Here is a 15,186-nt window from a genome sequence, read left to right on the forward strand (position 1 = left end):
AGGCGCCCGTAACCATACAGCAGGCCCCGCCGGTACCGGCGGGGCCTGCTTCTTTCCCGGAATTTGGTGTGGCCTCTACCAGATGCTGACGCGTTCAGCGGCGGGCATCCACATGCCATCAGCCTCCGTCACTTCGAATGCCTCATGGAATGAATCAAGGTTCTTGGCGATCGCGTTGGTGCGGAATTCGTTGGGGGAATGCGGGTCCGTGGCCAGGCGACGGACGGCTTCCTCCTGGCGGATGACCTGGCGCCATCCCGCGGCCCAGGAGGCGAAGAAACGTTGTTGCCCGGTGAGGCCGTCCAGGACGTCCGGCTCCTTGCCGTCCAGGCTGATCAGGTATGCCTTGTAAGCGATGGTGAGCCCTGCCAGGTCGCCGATGTTCTCGCCCAACGTGAGCCTGCCGTTGACGTGGTGGCCGGGTGCAGCGGTGGGAGACAGGGCGTCATACTGTGCCACGAGGCGGGCCGTCAGGGCTTCAAATGCATGGCGGTCCTCGTCCGTCCACCAGTTGCGGAGCGCCCCGCCGCCGTCGAACTGGGAGCCCTGGTCATCGAAACCGTGACCAATCTCGTGCCCGATCACCGCACCAATGCCGCCGTAGTTGACGGCGTCGTCGGCGTCGGCCGTGAAGAACGGCGGCTGCAGGATGGCTGCCGGGAACACAATTTCGTTCATCATGGGGTGGTAGTAGGCGTTGACCGTCTGCGGCGTCATCAGCCACTTGTTGCGGTCAACCGGTTTGCCCACTTCATCCAGGTGCCTGTCGACATCGGCGTTGTGGGCGCGCTCCACGTTGCCCAGCAGGTCATCGGGCGTGATCTCTACGGCGGAGTAGTCGATCCACTCGTCCGGGAAGCCGATCTTGGCACGGAAGGCGGCAAGCTTGCGAAGGGCCTCCGCTTTGGTGTCCTCACCCATCCAGTCAACGTCGTTGATGCTCCGGCGGTACGCCTCGGTCAGGTTCGCCACCAGGGTTTGCATCCGGGCCTTGTGGGTTTCGGGGAAGTGCCGCGCCACGTAGATCTGGCCCACGGCCTCGCCCAGTCCTGATTCGACCACGGCAACCCCGCGCTTCCAGCGGTCCTTGTTCCGGGGGGTCCCGCTGAGCGTGGTGCCGTAGAAGGCGAAGTTGGCGTCCACGAACGGCGAGGACAAATACGGTGCAGCGGCGCTGACCACCCGCATTGCCAGCCATTCCTGCCACGTGGACAGCGGTATTTCGTCCAGGAGCGCCGTGGCCCCCGAAAAGAAGTCAGGGGTGCTCACTACGATTTCGGCCCGTTTGGCCGGCTCAATGCCGGCTGCCTCAAACCAGGTGCCCAGGAGCGGGAACAGCGCAGCGGCTTCATCTGCCGTTTTCAGGTTGTAGGTCTTTTGCGGATCCCGCAGGGTGACGTTGTCCCAGTGGTGCGCCGCGAGTTTCGTTTCCAGTTGGACCACCCGGGCGGCGGCACCGTTCGGATCAGCCACGCCGGCAAGGTCGAAGATCCTCTCCACGTGTCCCGTGTAGGCCGACACGATGGGGGCGAACTTCTCCTCGCGGTAATAGGACTCGTCGGGCAGGCCCAGGCCGCCTTGGCCGGTGTACAGGAGGACCCGGTCAGGGTTTCCCGCATCCGGTGCAGGGTAGATGTAGAAGAGGCCGCCCACATCGGCGCGAAAGAGCCGGCCCGCGAGCGCAATGAGCTCTTCGACTGACCCGGTGGCGAAGACGTCGGCCAGCCGGGTCCGGATGGGGTCCATGCCCTTGCCCTCAACTGTCGCCTCGTCCATGAAGCTGTTGTAGAGGTCGCCGATCTTCCGTTGGATCCCCGTGGCATCCGCGCCTTTGGCCGCCGCTTCCTCGATGATGTCCCGGACGGCAATCTCGGACCCGTCGCGGAGGCCGGTGAACGTACCTTCCAGGGGCCGGTCGTCGGGAATCTCGGTGGCTTTCACCCAGGCGCCGTTCACATGCTGGTAAAGGTCGTCCTGCGGCCGGACTGTGTGATCAATGGTGGACAGATCGATCCCCGAAATGGGCACTGCAACTCCTTTTTGCTGCGACGCCGCTGCCGGGCGAACACGGAGGCGTCTGCATGCTGGACTTTACGGACGGTAGTGCCCTTTCATCTTACGCACCCGTGTTACCCTCAAAGTGTGCGTGCAGAGCTCCTTCTCCTTAGCTGCCGCGGCGAGGCCACAGACGCTATCTAGCGCACGGCCCACCCTCGCTGCGGAGTTTGTGTTGCCCGGCCACCCTTTCACTGAAGATCGATAGAAAAGGCCACGAACATCATGCGTAACGCACAAAAGCCCTCCGGAATGCCCGCCCACCGGTACACCCCGTTCCAGGATCAGATCAAGGTCGAACTGCCGGACCGCACCTGGCCGGACAAGGTCATCACCAAGGCCCCGCGCTGGTGCGCGGTGGACCTCCGCGACGGCAACCAGGCCCTGATCGATCCCATGAGCCCGGCCCGCAAGATGAAGATGTTCGACCTGCTGGTCCGCATGGGCTACAAGGAAATCGAGGTCGGTTTCCCGTCCGCTTCGCAGACGGACTTCGACTTTGTCCGCCAGCTCATCGAGGGAAACCACATCCCTGACGATGTCACCATCCAGGTCCTGACCCAGGCCCGCGAGCACCTGATCGAGCGGACCTACGAATCCCTGGTGGGCGCCAAGCAGGCCATCGTGCACCTGTACAACTCGACGTCGGTCCTGCAGCGCCGTGTGGTGTTCAACCAGGACGAGGACGGAATCCTGGACATCGCACTGCAGGGTGCGAGGCTCTGCAGGAAGTACGAGGAAACGCTCGTTGATACGCACGTGACCTACGAGTATTCCCCGGAGTCTTTCACCGGCACGGAACTCGAATACGCCGTCCGCGTCTGCAACGCCGTCGCCGATGTTTTCGAGGCGTCCGCTGACCGGCAGGTGATCATCAACCTCCCCGCCACGGTGGAAATGGCAACGCCCAACGTCTACGCCGATTCCATCGAGTGGATGAGCCGTCACCTGCACCCGCGCGAGGGAATTATCCTGTCGCTGCACCCGCACAACGACCGCGGCACCGGTGTCGCCGCCGCGGAGCTGGGATACATGGCCGGCGCCGACCGCATCGAAGGCTGCCTCTTCGGCAACGGCGAGCGGACCGGCAACGTGGATTTGGTGACGCTGGGCTTGAACCTGTTCGTCCAGGGGATCGATCCCATGATCGATTTCTCCAACATTGACGACGTCCGCCGGACCGTGGAGTACTGCAACCAGCTGCCCGTCCCGGAGCGTTCGCCCTACGGCGGCGACCTGGTCTTCACCGCCTTCTCCGGCTCCCACCAGGACGCCATCAAGAAGGGTTTCGAAGCCCTTGAGCGGGACGCCGCTGCGGCCGGCAAGGCTGTGGACGATTTCACCTGGCAGGTACCGTACCTGCCGGTGGATCCCAAGGACCTGGGCCGCAGCTACGAGGCCGTGATCCGGGTCAATTCCCAGTCCGGCAAGGGCGGCGTTGCCTACCTGCTCAAGAACGAGCACAGCCTGGACCTGCCGCGCCGTGCCCAGATCGAGTTCTCCGGCGTCATCCAGCGCCGCACCGACACCGTCGGCGGGGAGGTCAGCGGCGCCCAGCTCTGGCAGATCTTCCAGGACGAATACCTGCCCTCCGGCCAGGCCGACGGGCAGTGGGGCCGCTACTCGCTGGGTGCCGTCAAGACGGAGACAGGTAACGACGGCGGCATGACGCTTCACGCCTCGCTCACCATTGATGGCGCGCAGGTCCAGCGCACCGGCACCGGCAACGGGCCGATCGCCGCCTTGCTGAACATCCTGCACGACGACGGCGTGGACGTTCGGGTGCTGGACTACAGCGAACATGCCTTGTCCGAAGGTGGCAACGCCATGGCCGCCGCCTACGTTGAGTGTGCTGTGGGAGAGCGGGTGCTGTGGGGTGTCGGCATCGACGCCAACACCAGCATGTCGTCGTTGAAGGCCGTCATTTCGGCCGTCAACCGCGCCATTCGCGACGCCCAGGCCTGACACCTGCAAGGGTGGTGCCGCCGGTTCCGCCGGCGGCACCACCGCGTCCTGGCGACGTACGGCCGGGCAGGATGGGAAGATAGAGCGTGGTCCAACAGTCTTTTGCCTCCCGGGCGTACCGGGACGACGCCGTGGTGCTCCGCACCCACAAGCTGGGCGAGGCAGACAGGATTATCACGCTCCTGACGAAGCACCACGGACAGGTCCGCGCGGTGGCCAAGGGCGTCCGCCGCACCAGCAGCCGGTTCGGTGCCCGGCTTGAACCGTTCATGGTGGCTGACCTGCAACTGGTGTCCGGGCGCACCCTGGATATCGTCACCCAGGCGGTGGCGAAGGGAGCCTACGGCGGCAGCATCGCAGCGGACTACGGCCGGTATACGGTGGCCGCCGCCATGACCGAGACGGCGGAGAAGCTGACGGACGTCGACGGCGAGTCCGGGACGGCGCAGTACAACCTGCTGGTGGGTGCCCTGGCTGCGTTGAGCCGGGATGAACACGCTGCCGGCCTGATCCTGGACTCCTACCTCCTGCGTGCGTTGTCCACTGGCGGATGGGCGCCGAGCTTCACTGATTGTTCCCGCTGCGGCGCCCCGGGGCCACATTCGGCATTTTCGGCGCCCCTTGGCGGCATGGTCTGCGCCCAGTGCAGGCCCCCCGGGTCGCCCGCCCCGGCGCCCGAGACAGTCACCCTGCTGGCTGCCCTCCTGACGGGGGACTGGACGACGGCGGACGCATCGTTGGCCCCACACCGCAAGGAAGCGGCGGGTTTGGTGGCGGCGTACCTGCAATGGCATTTGGAACGAGTCCTGAAATCCCTCAAACACGTGGAGCGTACCTGACAGTGGCCCTGGGTAAAAAGAACAATGCAGCCCGCAGGCGGACCAATCCCGTAGCGGCGCCCTACCCGCATCCTTCAGGCGAGGTGGCGCCCTCCATCCCGGCGGAGTTCATTCCCCGGCACGTGGCTATCGTGATGGACGGCAACGGCCGGTGGGCCAACCAGCGGGGCCTCCCGCGGATAGAAGGGCACAAGGCGGGCGAGCCGGCCCTTCTTGACGTCATGGCCGGTGCCATCGAACTCGGGATCGAGTACGTCAGTGTCTACGCGTTCTCTACGGAAAACTGGCGCAGGTCTCCGGAGGAAGTCCGGTTCCTGATGGGATTTAACAAGGATGTGCTGCGCAGGCAGCGGAACCAGTTGGACGAGTGGGGCGTGCGGATCCGCTGGGCAGGCCGGAGACCCCGGCTGTGGGGGTCGGTGATCCGCGAACTGGAGGAAGCCGAGGAGTTCACGGCGGCCAACAGCACCTGTAATTTGACCATGTGTGTTAATTACGGCGGCCGGGCTGAGATCACTGACGCGGTGTCGGCGATCGCCGCGGATGTTGCCGCGGGCAGGCTCAAGCCCGGTTCCATCACGGAACGGACCATCCAGAAGTACCTTGATGAGCCCGACCTGCCGGACGTGGATCTCTTCCTGCGCAGTTCGGGCGAGCAAAGGCTGTCCAACTTCCTGCTCTGGCAGTCCGCTTACGCCGAGTTCGTCTTCATGGACACGCTCTGGCCGGACGTGGACCGGCGAACCCTGTGGGCCGCCGTCGAGGAATATGCGAGCCGGGACCGCCGCTACGGCGGGGCTGTCGATGCGGCACCCGCACCGGCCGATTCAGAGGCGGACCAGCCTCACCCGTAAGCCCGCAGCCAGCGTGCCAGCCGAGCGTAGGCGTCGGTCCGGATTGCCTCAGGGGAGAGGAAGACGTCGTGCAGGGCGCCGTCAATTCGTTCCACGGTCACCGTGGTGCCCAGAGCCAGGGCTCGCGCGCCGATGATCGCCACATCCAGGACCGCATCGGTCCGTCGCATGTCCTCCGACCAGAACAGCCCGTTGGCACTTCCCGCGGACAGCAGGACCAGGATGGGCACCTGGATTCCCAGGCCCTGGGCCACCCGGGCGTGGCCGGCGAGCACGGCCCTCAGCCAGCCGGCACGCACCGGGAAAGCCATGCGTGGGCGGTACCGCTCGTCAAGCGGCCACTCGCCGTCGGCCGCACTGCTGATGGTGCGCCAGTAGTGGCCCCGCTGGGGAAGCCGGAGCACTGCCTGGGGCCGGAACCGGGCCACCGGCCCGACCATGCCTGATGCGGCGCGGCGCACCAGTGCGCTCCCGTGCATCTCCAGCCAAGGGCTGTTGAGGATCAGTTGCGACACGGCCCCCGGGTGGCGGCTGGTCCACAGGGCCGCCACCAGCCCGCCGGTGGAGTGACCCATCAGTGCCACGGGCCCGGGCCCGCCCGCAAGCGCAATGAGGCGGCATGCCTCTTGGATTTCCGCGTCATAGGCGGCCAGGTCGCCAACATATCCGCCCGGGAATTCCGGCCGCAGGCTGCGCCCGTGGTTGTGCATGTCCAGCGCATAGAAGTCGTATCCGGCCCGCGCCCAGAAATAGGCCAGGTCTGCGTTGAAGAAGTAGTCGCTCCACCCGTGAAGGAACAGCACTGACCGGCGGGCGCTGTCCGTTGCGTCCCCATCGCCGGCCGGCCGGAGCCGGACCAGGGTTGCCGTCCGCTCCACGCCGTCGGAACCTGTGGCCACGAAGGAACAGGACTCGAAGTCCCCACCCAGGATGTCCTGCTGCCAGTGCATGCCATCATGCTAATCCGGCGCGGCGGGTACGGCCGCCTGCCAGGGCGCTTCTCCGTTTTGGTGTGGGACGCCACCAGACGGGAAACTGGAGGCATGCGCGTTTATCCCACTTTCTTCAAGCTGGCCTTTTCATGGATGGACGCCGAGCGCGCCCACAAGATCGGATTCAAGGGGATCCGGCTCGCGCATGCCACAGGCGCGGGAAGGGTCCTGCAGAAGCTGACCGCCCCGGCGCCGTCGCTGCAGACCACCGCTTTTGGCGTTACTTTTCCCTCGCCGTTTGGTTTGGCTGCCGGGTTCGATAAGGAAGGGCTAGGTATCGAAGCCCTCAGCGAGCTTGGATTCGGCCACGTGGAGGTTGGCACCATCACCGGCCAGGCACAGCCCGGCAATGAGAAGCCCCGGCTTTTCCGCCTGGTCCAGGACAGGGCCGTGATCAACAGGATGGGATTCAACAACGACGGCGCCGCAGCCGTCGCGCCCCGGCTCAAGGCCGCCCGCGCAGCACTTCAGCGCCGGTACCCGGAAGTTCGTCCCGTCATCGGCGTCAACATCGGCAAAACCAAGGTGGTGGAACTGGCTGACGCGGTGGACGACTACCTGGTCAGCGCCCGCAGCCTGGCCCCTGCCGCCGACTATCTGGTGGTGAACGTCAGTTCCCCCAACACTCCGGGGTTGCGCCTGCTCCAGGACGTGGAAACGCTCCGCCCACTCCTGGTTGCGGTGGGGCAGGAAGCCGACCGGGCTGCCGGGCGTCACGTCCCGCTGCTGGTGAAGATCGCCCCGGACCTGAGCGATGAAGACATCGACGACGTTGCCCGGCTGGCACTGGACCTCAAATTGGACGGCATCATCGCCACCAACACAACTATCGCCCGGACGGGGCTCTCCTCGGCCGCCGACGACGTGGAAAAGTGCGGCGCCGGCGGACTGTCCGGAGCTCCCCTGAAGCGGCGCGCACTGGAGGTATTGAAGCGGCTCAAAGACGCCACAGATGATGCGCTCACCTTGGTGTCAGTCGGTGGCGTGGAGTCCGCCAAGGACGTACAGGACAGGCTCGACGCCGGAGCCACACTGGTGCAGGGATACACCGCGTTCTTGTACGAAGGACCTTTCTGGGCCGCGCGGATCAACAGGCAGCTGGCGAAGCACCGCCGCTGACCACAGTTAAACGCAGGAACCCCGGTGGTCAGCCCGCCGGGGTTCCTGCGTTTAGGTGGTCTGGCGCGTCAGGAAGGGTACTGTCCGCGGCCAACCTGCGGTTTGGGCAGGCGCAGTTTACGGAACTGCAGGGAGCGCATCGAGCCGTACCAGACGGTGCCGCGTTCCACCTCACCAAACTTCTGGGCCAGGCTCTTCCGGAGCTTGCGGGAGAGGATGAAAACGTCAACGAAGACTGCCAGGAACATCACCCAGAACGCGCCGAGCACGTAGATCATCATGTCGCTGGAGGCGGGAACCACCAAGGACACCAGGACAAACAGCAGCGCGCCGAACATCAGGTATTCACCGAGATTGAAGCGCGCATCCACGTAGTCGCGCGCAAAGCGCTTTTGCGGCCCCTTGTCACGCAGCGGGAGGAACTTCTCGTCTCCTGTGTCCAGCGCGCGGCGCATCTTCAAGCGCTGGTCCTGGACCGCCTGGCGTTCGGCGGCCTTCGAGGCCTTGCGGTCCTCCGGCACCAGCGGACGCTTACGGGCAGCTTCCTGGGCCTTCCGGGTGGGGGTCGGGGCACCCTTGCCCACCACGCTGTCCTGCCGGGCTGCCGCTTCCGCCGCCTGCTGGTCTACTGTTTCCTGCGCCGAGGGCGCTTCTTTTCTACGTCCGAACACCTGACCAGAATACCTTGCGGGAGGCCGCCCGCTGGCTGCCCGCCCGGCTGCCGGCGGCCTGCGGCCGAATGTGACGGGGGTAATGTTTTGGCCATGACTTCATCACCTGCGGCGACCCCGCACACCACTGCAGAAACACCAGGACAGGGCGCTGCCGCTGCCGGCTGGACGGACGATCTCCGTTCGGCGGTAGACCGCTCCTTCGACCAGACCCTCGCCCGGCTCAAGGACCTGGTGGCCATCCCGGGCATTGCCTGGCCAAGTTTTGACCGTACGCCGCTCGAACGCAGCGCGGACGCCGTCGCTGCACTGGTCCGCGAAGCAGGATTGCCCGAGGTCCAGATCCTGGCCGTCAACAAGGCGGACGGCACCCCCGGTGGCCCCGCCGTCGTCGCCCGCCGCACTGCCGCGGAAGGGAAGCCGACCATCCTGCTGTACGCCCACCACGACGTCCAGCCGGTGGGGGACGAAGCCCTGTGGGCGACCGCGCCGTTTACCGCCGTCGAGAAGGACGGCCGGCTGTACGGGCGCGGCGCCGCTGACGACAAAGCCGGCATCATGGCGCACATTGCCGCCTATGCTGCAGTCTCCGAGGTCTTTTCCGGCGCCCTTGGACTCGGCGTGACCTTCTTCATCGAAGGGGAGGAGGAAGCCGGTTCGCCAACGTTCCGTTCCTTCCTGGAAGCCAACCGCGATTTGCTGCGTGCGGACGTCATCGTGGTTGCGGATTCCAGCAACTGGAAAGTCGGCATACCGGCCCTGACCACCAGCCTCCGTGGACTGGTTGACGGCGTCATCGAGGTCCAGGTCCTCGAGCACGCCGTGCATTCGGGCATGTACGGCGGCCCGGTCCTCGACGCGCCGACCCTGCTGTCCCGCCTGATTGCCACTCTCCACGACGACGACGGGAACGTCGCCATTGAGGGGCTCGTCGCCACCGACACAGCGTCCGTGGACATGCCGGAGGCCGACTACCGGGCCGATGCCTCTGTCCTGGACGGCGTGCGCCTGGCCGGCACCGGAAGCATCGCCTCACGGCTGTGGACCAAACCCGCGTTGTCGATCATCGGGTTTGACGCCCCCGCCGTCGATATTGCCTCAAACACCCTCATTCCGCGGGCGCGGGCCAAGTTCAGCCTCCGGCTGGCACCGGGGCAGGTGCCGGGGGAGGCCATGGAGGCGGTCCGCCGGCATGTGGAAGCCAACGCCCCGTTCGGCGCGAAGGTGGTCTTCACGCCGGGGGAGGCCGGGAATCCCTTCCGCACCGACACCTCCTCGGCCGCCGCTTCACTGGCCATGTGGGCCTTGGGGGAGGCCTGGGGAGTTCCGGCCGTCGAAACCGGGATCGGCGGTTCCATCCCGTTCATCGCCGACCTGACCGAGGTTTACCCCGACGTACAGATCCTGGTGACGGGGGTGGAGGATCCTGATTCCCGCGCCCACAGCGCTAATGAATCCCTGCACATCGGGGACTTCCGCAACGCAGTCCTGGCTGAAGCGCTGATGCTGGCCCGGCTCAACAGTGAAGGCCTTGCCTAGGCGGGGCTCCCAGGGAACAACCGGCAGGTTTTGACGGTTACGTCAGGAGTTAGAGCTACAGGACTGCCGCGCGTAGCATGTAGCTATAGCCCATACCGTATCCGTAGGGGCAGGCGTCGTGAGGCGGCGCCGCCAGACCGTCCTAAGAAGGTAGGCCAATGAGCACCGCAACCAACGAAAACAGCACCGCGACCACCGCTGCGGCCAGTGAAGAACTGCCCGTTCACGAGGTTGACCTGACCGACGTCGCTGCAGGCAAGGTACGCAGCCTCCTCGAGCAGGAAGGCCGCACGGACCTGCGGCTCCGCGTGGCTGTGCAGCCCGGCGGCTGCTCGGGGCTGATTTACCAGCTCTACTTCGACGAGCGGCTCCTCGACGGCGACGCCGTGCGCGACTTCGACGGGGTTGAGGTCGTCGTGGACAAGATGAGCGTTCCGTATCTCAGCGGAGCCAGTATCGACTTCGAGGACACCATCTCGAAGCAGGGCTTCACCATCGACAACCCGAACGCCGGAGGCTCCTGTGCCTGCGGTGATTCGTTCCACTAACCCGGTTATTTCGCCCGATGTCCGCGCCGAGTTTCCCGCCGTCAAAAACGGCACGGAGGCTCGGCGCCGACATGTGGGCGAAACGCCCGGCAGAGCGGTAAGCTCTACACCGAGTAGTAAAACTTTTAGTGTGCCCGGAGCGCCCATGGCAGCCCGGACAACAGCAACAAGTAGGAAGGGCCGTCTGTGAGTTCGCAGAACCGAACCGGCAGCCGACGCAAAACGATCACAACGATCTCAAGCTTGGCTATTGCCGGCGCGTTGGTTTTGACCGGATGTTCGCCAGAGGTAGAGAAAGGGTGGATGCCCACTGAACGTGGCACCACCAGCAACACCGACCGCATCATGGACCTCTGGGTCAACTCATGGATTGCTGCGCTCGTGGTGGGCACTATTACCTGGGGCCTGATCATCTGGTGCCTGGTGGCCTACCGCCGCCGCAAGGGAACCGTAGGCTTCCCGCGGCAGACCAGCTTCAACCTTCCCCTCGAGGTCTTCTACCTCACCATCCCGATCTTCATGGTCCTGGTGTTCTTCTACTTCACCGACCGTGACCAGCAGGCGATCGATGACCGTTCGCAGCCTGCCGACGTTGTGGTTGACGTCCGCGGCAAGCAGTGGGCGTGGGACTTCAACTACAAGTCCGGCGATGTGATCCAGGAAGACCTCCACGAGGCCGGCGTCCAGGCGCACCTGACAGGTAACAACATCGACATGGAACGGCTCCCCACGCTGTACCTCCCGGTCAACAAGTCCGTTGACCTCGAACTCAATTCCCGCGATGTCATCCACTCCTTCTGGGTTCCCGCCTTCCTGCAGAAGCGCGACATGATCCCCGGCAAGACCAACTACATCCGGTTCACCCCCACTAAAGAGGGCACCTACGACGGCAAGTGTGCCGAACTCTGCGGCGAGTACCACTCCGAAATGCTGTTCCGCGTCAAGGTGGTGTCGGAAACCGAATTCCAGACACACATGGACCAGCTCAAGGCTGAAGGCAACACCGGCCTGCTTGGTGCTGAGTACGACCGCAACCCGAACCTGAACGAAACCAAGTAAGGGGAGCGACGTGGCTACGTACACCCAATCCGCACCCGCGGGAGCCCTGTCGGCGCCCGTGGTACCAAAATCCAAGGGACGGATCGTCGTCAACTGGATCACCTCCACGGACCACAAAACCATCGGGTACATGTACCTGATCGCATCATTTGTGTTCTTCTGCCTCGGCGGCGTGATGGCGCTGCTGATCCGCGCCGAGCTCTTCGAACCCGGCATGCAGATCCTGCAGACCAAGGAACAGTACAACCAGCTGTTCACCATGCACGGGACCGTCATGCTCCTGATGTTCGCCACCCCGCTCTTTGCCGGGTTCGCCAACGTGATCATGCCGCTGCAGATCGGTGCCCCCGACGTCGCGTTCCCGCGCCTGAACGCCCTGGCGTTCTGGTTCTTCCTCTTCGGCTCCACCATCGCGGTCTCGGGCTTCATCACCCCCCAGGGTGCTGCGTCCTTCGGCTGGTTCGCCTACGCGCCGCTCTCGGACACCACGTTTACCCCGGGTATCGGCGGTGACCTGTGGGTCTTCGGCCTGGCATTGTCCGGCTTCGGCACCATCCTCGGCGCGGTCAACTTCATCACCACCATCATCTGCATGCGTGCCCCGGGCATGACCATGTGGCGGATGCCGATTTTCACCTGGAACACCCTGATCACGGCGATCCTGGTCCTCATGGCCTTCCCGCCGTTGGCCGCAGCCCTCTTCGCCCTGGGCGCTGACAGGAAGTTCGGTGCGCACATCTTCGATCCCGCGAACGGCGGTGCAGTCCTCTGGCAGCACCTGTTCTGGTTCTTCGGACACCCCGAGGTGTACATCATCGCGCTGCCGTTCTTCGGTATCGTCTCTGAGATCTTCCCCGTCTTCAGCCGCAAGCCGATCTTCGGCTACAAGGGCCTGGTTTACGCAACCATCGCCATTGCTGCCCTCTCGGTGACGGTCTGGGCCCACCACATGTACGTTACCGGCGCGGTCCTGCTTCCGTTCTTCTCGTTCATGACCATGCTCATCGCGGTGCCCACCGGCGTGAAGTTCTTCAACTGGATCGGCACCATGTGGCGGGGGTCGCTGACCTTCGAGACCCCAATGCTGTGGAGCATCGGCTTCCTCATCACATTCCTGTTCGGTGGCCTGACCGGCATCATCCTGGCTTCCCCGCCGCTGGACTTCCACGTTTCGGACTCTTACTTCGTGGTTGCACACTTCCACTACGTGGTGTTCGGCACCGTCGTGTTCGCCATGTTCGCCGGGTTCTACTTCTGGTGGCCCAAGTGGACCGGCAAGATGCTCAACGAACGCCTGGGCAAGATCCACTTCTGGTTGCTGTTCCTGGGCTTCCACGGCACCTTCCTGATCCAGCACTGGCTCGGCGTCATGGGCATGCCCCGTCGCTACGCCGACTACCTGCCGGAGGACAACTTCACCTGGATGAACCAGTTCTCCACGGTTGCGTCCTTCGTGCTCGGCGCTTCCCTGATTCCGTTCTTCTGGAACGTCTACATCACGTGGCGGAAAGCCGAAAAGGTCCAGGTGGATGACCCTTGGGGCTTTGGTGCATCGCTGGAATGGGCCACCTCCTGCCCGCCGCCACGCCACAACTTCACGTCCCTGCCCCGGATCCGTTCAGAACGTCCCGCGCTGGACCTGCACCACCCGGAACTCCGGCAGGTACACACCGTTGATTCGCCTGCCCCCGCAGCCGCAGTGCTCGGCAACGCTGACCAGAAGGACACCGCACAGTGAAAATCGAATCCTGGATCTTTGGCTCTGGAGTCTTCTTCTTCGTCCCCGTCGCCCTGGTCTACGGCTTCCTGACCAACTGGAGCGAGTGGGTTGGCATCCTGGGCATTCTCCTCGTCGGCGGCCTGGCAGGCATGATCGGCGCCTACCTCGGATTCACCGGCAAGCGGGTCGGCCTGCGGCCTGAGGACCGCAGCGACGCCGAGATCCACGAAGGTGCCGGCGAGCAGGGACACTTCAGCCCCTGGAGCTGGTGGCCCCTGGTTCTCGGCATTGCCTGCGCCACAGGTTTCCTCGGCATGGCAGTCGGTTTCTGGATCGTCTTCATCGCCGGCGGCATCGCCGTTGTGGCCCTCGTCGGCTGGGTGTACGAGTACAGCCGCGGTGACCACGCGCATTAGGCAGCTGCAGCAATAACGACGTCGGGCCCCACCTTTCGGTGGGGCCCGACGTTTTGCATTCCCTAGACGCTCTGGGTGGCACCCTGGGACTCCAGGAGCCTGCCAAGGCCCCTGAGTGCTTCCCGAGCCCGCCGATGGTCCTGCGCGCCGTCCAGGGCGTCGTCGCTGACCGCCAGCTCCACGTCGCAGCCCTGCTGGAAGTCCGCTGCCATCACTTGAAGCAGGGAACGTGCGTCTACAAGAACGCCGTCGGCTTTCCGGATGGTCAGGGGAAGCCCTGTGTCAGTTACGGCACGGACGAATACGGCGGCAGATCGCGCATGCAGGCCCTCAGGAGCTGTCACCACGGCCTTCAGTATTGGCAAAGCGGACTCCTTCGTCACGACGGCCCCATCCGTCGACGGTCAAATTTTCCAAACCAAATATATCGGGCCGGCAACCAGCAGCGCCAAAACGGTCAGCGGTCTCCCGCTGGTCTAGACCGTCCTAAAATTAGGGAGGACCACCAACGGCAGGAAGAGGGACCATGGCAGCTGGCGCCACCGCCATCACCGGCGAAATAGACCGCACCAGCGGCACCGCGATCTATGTGCAGCTCCGTGAGATCCTCCGGGCCTACATCGCAGAATCCTGCCTTCCCGGATCGGCGCTTCCGTCTGAGCGTGACCTTGCCGAACGATTCGGGCTTGCCCGGATGACCGTCAGGCAAGCCATCGATGCGTTGGTGGGGGAGGAGGTCATCGAACGTGTCGTGGGGTTGGGAACTTTCGTCCGGCGGCCGAAGCTTGACCTGCAGGTCAAGCTGACCTCCTACAGCGAGGAGATGCAACGCCGCGGCATGGTTCCGGCGGCAAAAGTCCTCAGTTTCGAGCAGATAGGCGCCAGTGCCTTCCTGGCCCGCGAACTCCAGCTCGACGAGGGAACCCCGCTGGTGCGCTTCCGCCGGCTCCTGCTGGCGGACGGAGAGCCCATGAGCGTGGACGAGAACTTCATCCCGGCCCACCGGGTCCCTGGCCTGCTGGACCATGAACCCCCCACGTCGTTGTACAACGTCCTCAGTGAACAGTTTGGCCTGGTGATGGAGTGGGGCGAGGACATGATCGAGGCTACGGCTGCGTCACCCTCCACGGCGCGGCTGCTGAACGTCGAGGTTGGGGCGCCTTTGTTGAAGATTCAGCGGCATGCTTTTGTGGCCCGCGCAATGGTGGACTACTCCGTCTCGTATTACCGCGCGGACCGGTACAAGCTGTGGGTTCCCCTGCAGCGCCCTGGTGCCCGCAGGACTCGCAACCACTGAAGCATGCGGGGCACTGCTGCCGGCCTCCAGCACTGCGCAGAGTCTAAAAACCCGGAAGGCAAACGAAGGGCCCGATCCGGTGTGGATCGGGCCCTTCGTGTCGGGTCGCAGT

14 protein-coding genes are annotated in these 15,186 nt (G+C 64.6%); 10 read left to right on the top strand and 4 right to left on the bottom strand.

The features are described from left to right. Nucleotides 1–75: 75 nt before the first annotated feature. Nucleotides 76–2,028 (bottom strand): M13 family metallopeptidase, encoded by a 1,953-nt coding sequence (locus ACFVVC_RS02605; RefSeq protein ID WP_387448776.1) that lies wholly within the window; start codon nt 2,026–2,028, stop codon nt 76–78. Nucleotides 2,029–2,280: 252 nt separating this feature from the next. On the opposite strand from ACFVVC_RS02605, the gene leuA reads away from it, so the two are divergent. From leuA to ACFVVC_RS02620, 3 genes are all read left to right on the top strand, one after another. Then, nucleotides 2,281–4,020: a 2-isopropylmalate synthase gene (leuA, locus tag ACFVVC_RS02610; RefSeq protein ID WP_387448779.1), complete on the top strand. Its 1,740-nt coding sequence runs from the start codon at nt 2,281–2,283 to the stop codon at nt 4,018–4,020. A gap of 86 nt (nt 4,021–4,106) precedes the next feature. Then, a complete protein-coding gene (gene recO, locus ACFVVC_RS02615; RefSeq protein ID WP_387448783.1) occupies nt 4,107–4,859 on the top strand; it encodes a DNA repair protein RecO in 753 nt (250 codons plus the stop codon). 2 nt (nt 4,860–4,861) lie between these two features. Further along, nucleotides 4,862–5,713, top strand: coding sequence for an isoprenyl transferase (locus ACFVVC_RS02620; RefSeq protein ID WP_387448786.1), 852 nt, complete (start codon nt 4,862–4,864; stop codon nt 5,711–5,713). Here ACFVVC_RS02620 and ACFVVC_RS02625 read toward each other — a convergent pair. After that, nucleotides 5,704–6,663, bottom strand: coding sequence for an alpha/beta hydrolase (locus ACFVVC_RS02625; protein WP_387448788.1), 960 nt, complete (start codon nt 6,661–6,663; stop codon nt 5,704–5,706). The two genes, ACFVVC_RS02620 and ACFVVC_RS02625, sit on opposite strands and share 10 nt — an antisense overlap. A gap of 93 nt (nt 6,664–6,756) precedes the next feature. Here ACFVVC_RS02625 and ACFVVC_RS02630 point away from each other — a divergent pair, with 93 nt between their 5' ends. Next, a complete protein-coding gene (locus ACFVVC_RS02630; protein WP_387448791.1) occupies nt 6,757–7,824 on the top strand; it encodes a quinone-dependent dihydroorotate dehydrogenase in 1,068 nt (355 codons plus the stop codon). Nucleotides 7,825–7,892: 68 nt separating this feature from the next. Here the strand turns inward: ACFVVC_RS02630 and ACFVVC_RS02635 are convergent, their stop codons facing one another. Continuing rightward, nucleotides 7,893–8,495 (bottom strand): DUF3043 domain-containing protein, encoded by a 603-nt coding sequence (locus tag ACFVVC_RS02635; RefSeq protein WP_387448794.1) that lies wholly within the window; start codon nt 8,493–8,495, stop codon nt 7,893–7,895. A 93-nt stretch (nt 8,496–8,588) separates the two neighbouring features. Here ACFVVC_RS02635 and ACFVVC_RS02640 point away from each other — a divergent pair, with 93 nt between their 5' ends. The 5 genes from ACFVVC_RS02640 to ACFVVC_RS02660 all read left to right on the top strand — a co-directional run bounded on the left by ACFVVC_RS02640 (nt 8,589) and on the right by ACFVVC_RS02660 (nt 13,777). Continuing rightward, nucleotides 8,589–10,034 carry a dipeptidase gene (locus ACFVVC_RS02640; protein ID WP_387448797.1) on the top strand — a complete coding sequence of 482 codons (1,446 nt, stop codon included), beginning with the start codon at nt 8,589–8,591 and terminating at the stop codon, nt 10,032–10,034. Nucleotides 10,035–10,192: 158 nt separating this feature from the next. Beyond that, complete coding sequence (locus ACFVVC_RS02645) at nt 10,193–10,582, top strand: iron-sulfur cluster assembly accessory protein (protein ID WP_133831571.1); 390 nt, start codon at nt 10,193–10,195, stop codon at nt 10,580–10,582. 186 nt (nt 10,583–10,768) lie between these two features. Then, a complete protein-coding gene (gene coxB / locus ACFVVC_RS02650; protein WP_387448800.1) occupies nt 10,769–11,641 on the top strand; it encodes a cytochrome c oxidase subunit II in 873 nt (290 codons plus the stop codon). Nucleotides 11,642–11,651: 10 nt separating this feature from the next. Further along, nucleotides 11,652–13,379, top strand: a complete 1,728-nt coding sequence (ctaD, locus tag ACFVVC_RS02655) for a cytochrome c oxidase subunit I (RefSeq protein WP_387448803.1) — start codon at nt 11,652–11,654, stop codon at nt 13,377–13,379. After that, on the top strand, nt 13,376–13,777 hold the full coding sequence (locus ACFVVC_RS02660) for a cytochrome c oxidase subunit 4 (RefSeq protein WP_018761374.1): 402 nt from the start codon (nt 13,376–13,378) through the stop codon (nt 13,775–13,777). The genes ctaD and ACFVVC_RS02660 overlap by 4 nt, the downstream gene beginning before the upstream one ends. Nucleotides 13,778–13,839: 62 nt before the next feature. Here ACFVVC_RS02660 and ACFVVC_RS02665 read toward each other — a convergent pair whose 3' ends face one another. Further along, nucleotides 13,840–14,142, bottom strand: coding sequence for an HPr family phosphocarrier protein (locus tag ACFVVC_RS02665; protein WP_387448806.1), 303 nt, complete (start codon nt 14,140–14,142; stop codon nt 13,840–13,842). A 161-nt stretch (nt 14,143–14,303) separates the two neighbouring features. Between ACFVVC_RS02665 and ACFVVC_RS02670 the strand changes: the two genes are divergently transcribed. Beyond that, nucleotides 14,304–15,074, top strand: a complete 771-nt coding sequence (locus tag ACFVVC_RS02670; RefSeq protein WP_387448809.1) for a GntR family transcriptional regulator — start codon at nt 14,304–14,306, stop codon at nt 15,072–15,074. The last annotated feature ends 112 nt before the right edge of the window (nt 15,075–15,186 follow it).

It is taken from the genome of Pseudarthrobacter sp. NPDC058196 (genome assembly GCF_042882685.1).
In the GTDB taxonomy this organism is placed as follows: domain Bacteria; phylum Actinomycetota; class Actinomycetes; order Actinomycetales; family Micrococcaceae; genus Arthrobacter.

What these genes read in the sequence shown, in the direction of transcription:
- leuA (WP_387448779.1), top strand. Translation starts at nt 2,281, where the DNA reads ATGCGTAACGCACAAAAGCCCTCCGGAATGCCCGCCCACCGGTACACC.
- ACFVVC_RS02625 (WP_387448788.1), bottom strand. Translation starts at nt 6,663, where the DNA reads ATGCACTGGCAGCAGGACATCCTGGGTGGGGACTTCGAGTCCTGTTCC.
- ACFVVC_RS02630 (WP_387448791.1), top strand. Translation starts at nt 6,757, where the DNA reads ATGCGCGTTTATCCCACTTTCTTCAAGCTGGCCTTTTCATGGATGGAC.
- ACFVVC_RS02640 (WP_387448797.1), top strand. Translation starts at nt 8,589, where the DNA reads ATGACTTCATCACCTGCGGCGACCCCGCACACCACTGCAGAAACACCA.
- ACFVVC_RS02645 (WP_133831571.1), top strand. Translation starts at nt 10,193, where the DNA reads ATGAGCACCGCAACCAACGAAAACAGCACCGCGACCACCGCTGCGGCC.
- ACFVVC_RS02670 (WP_387448809.1), top strand. Translation starts at nt 14,304, where the DNA reads ATGGCAGCTGGCGCCACCGCCATCACCGGCGAAATAGACCGCACCAGC.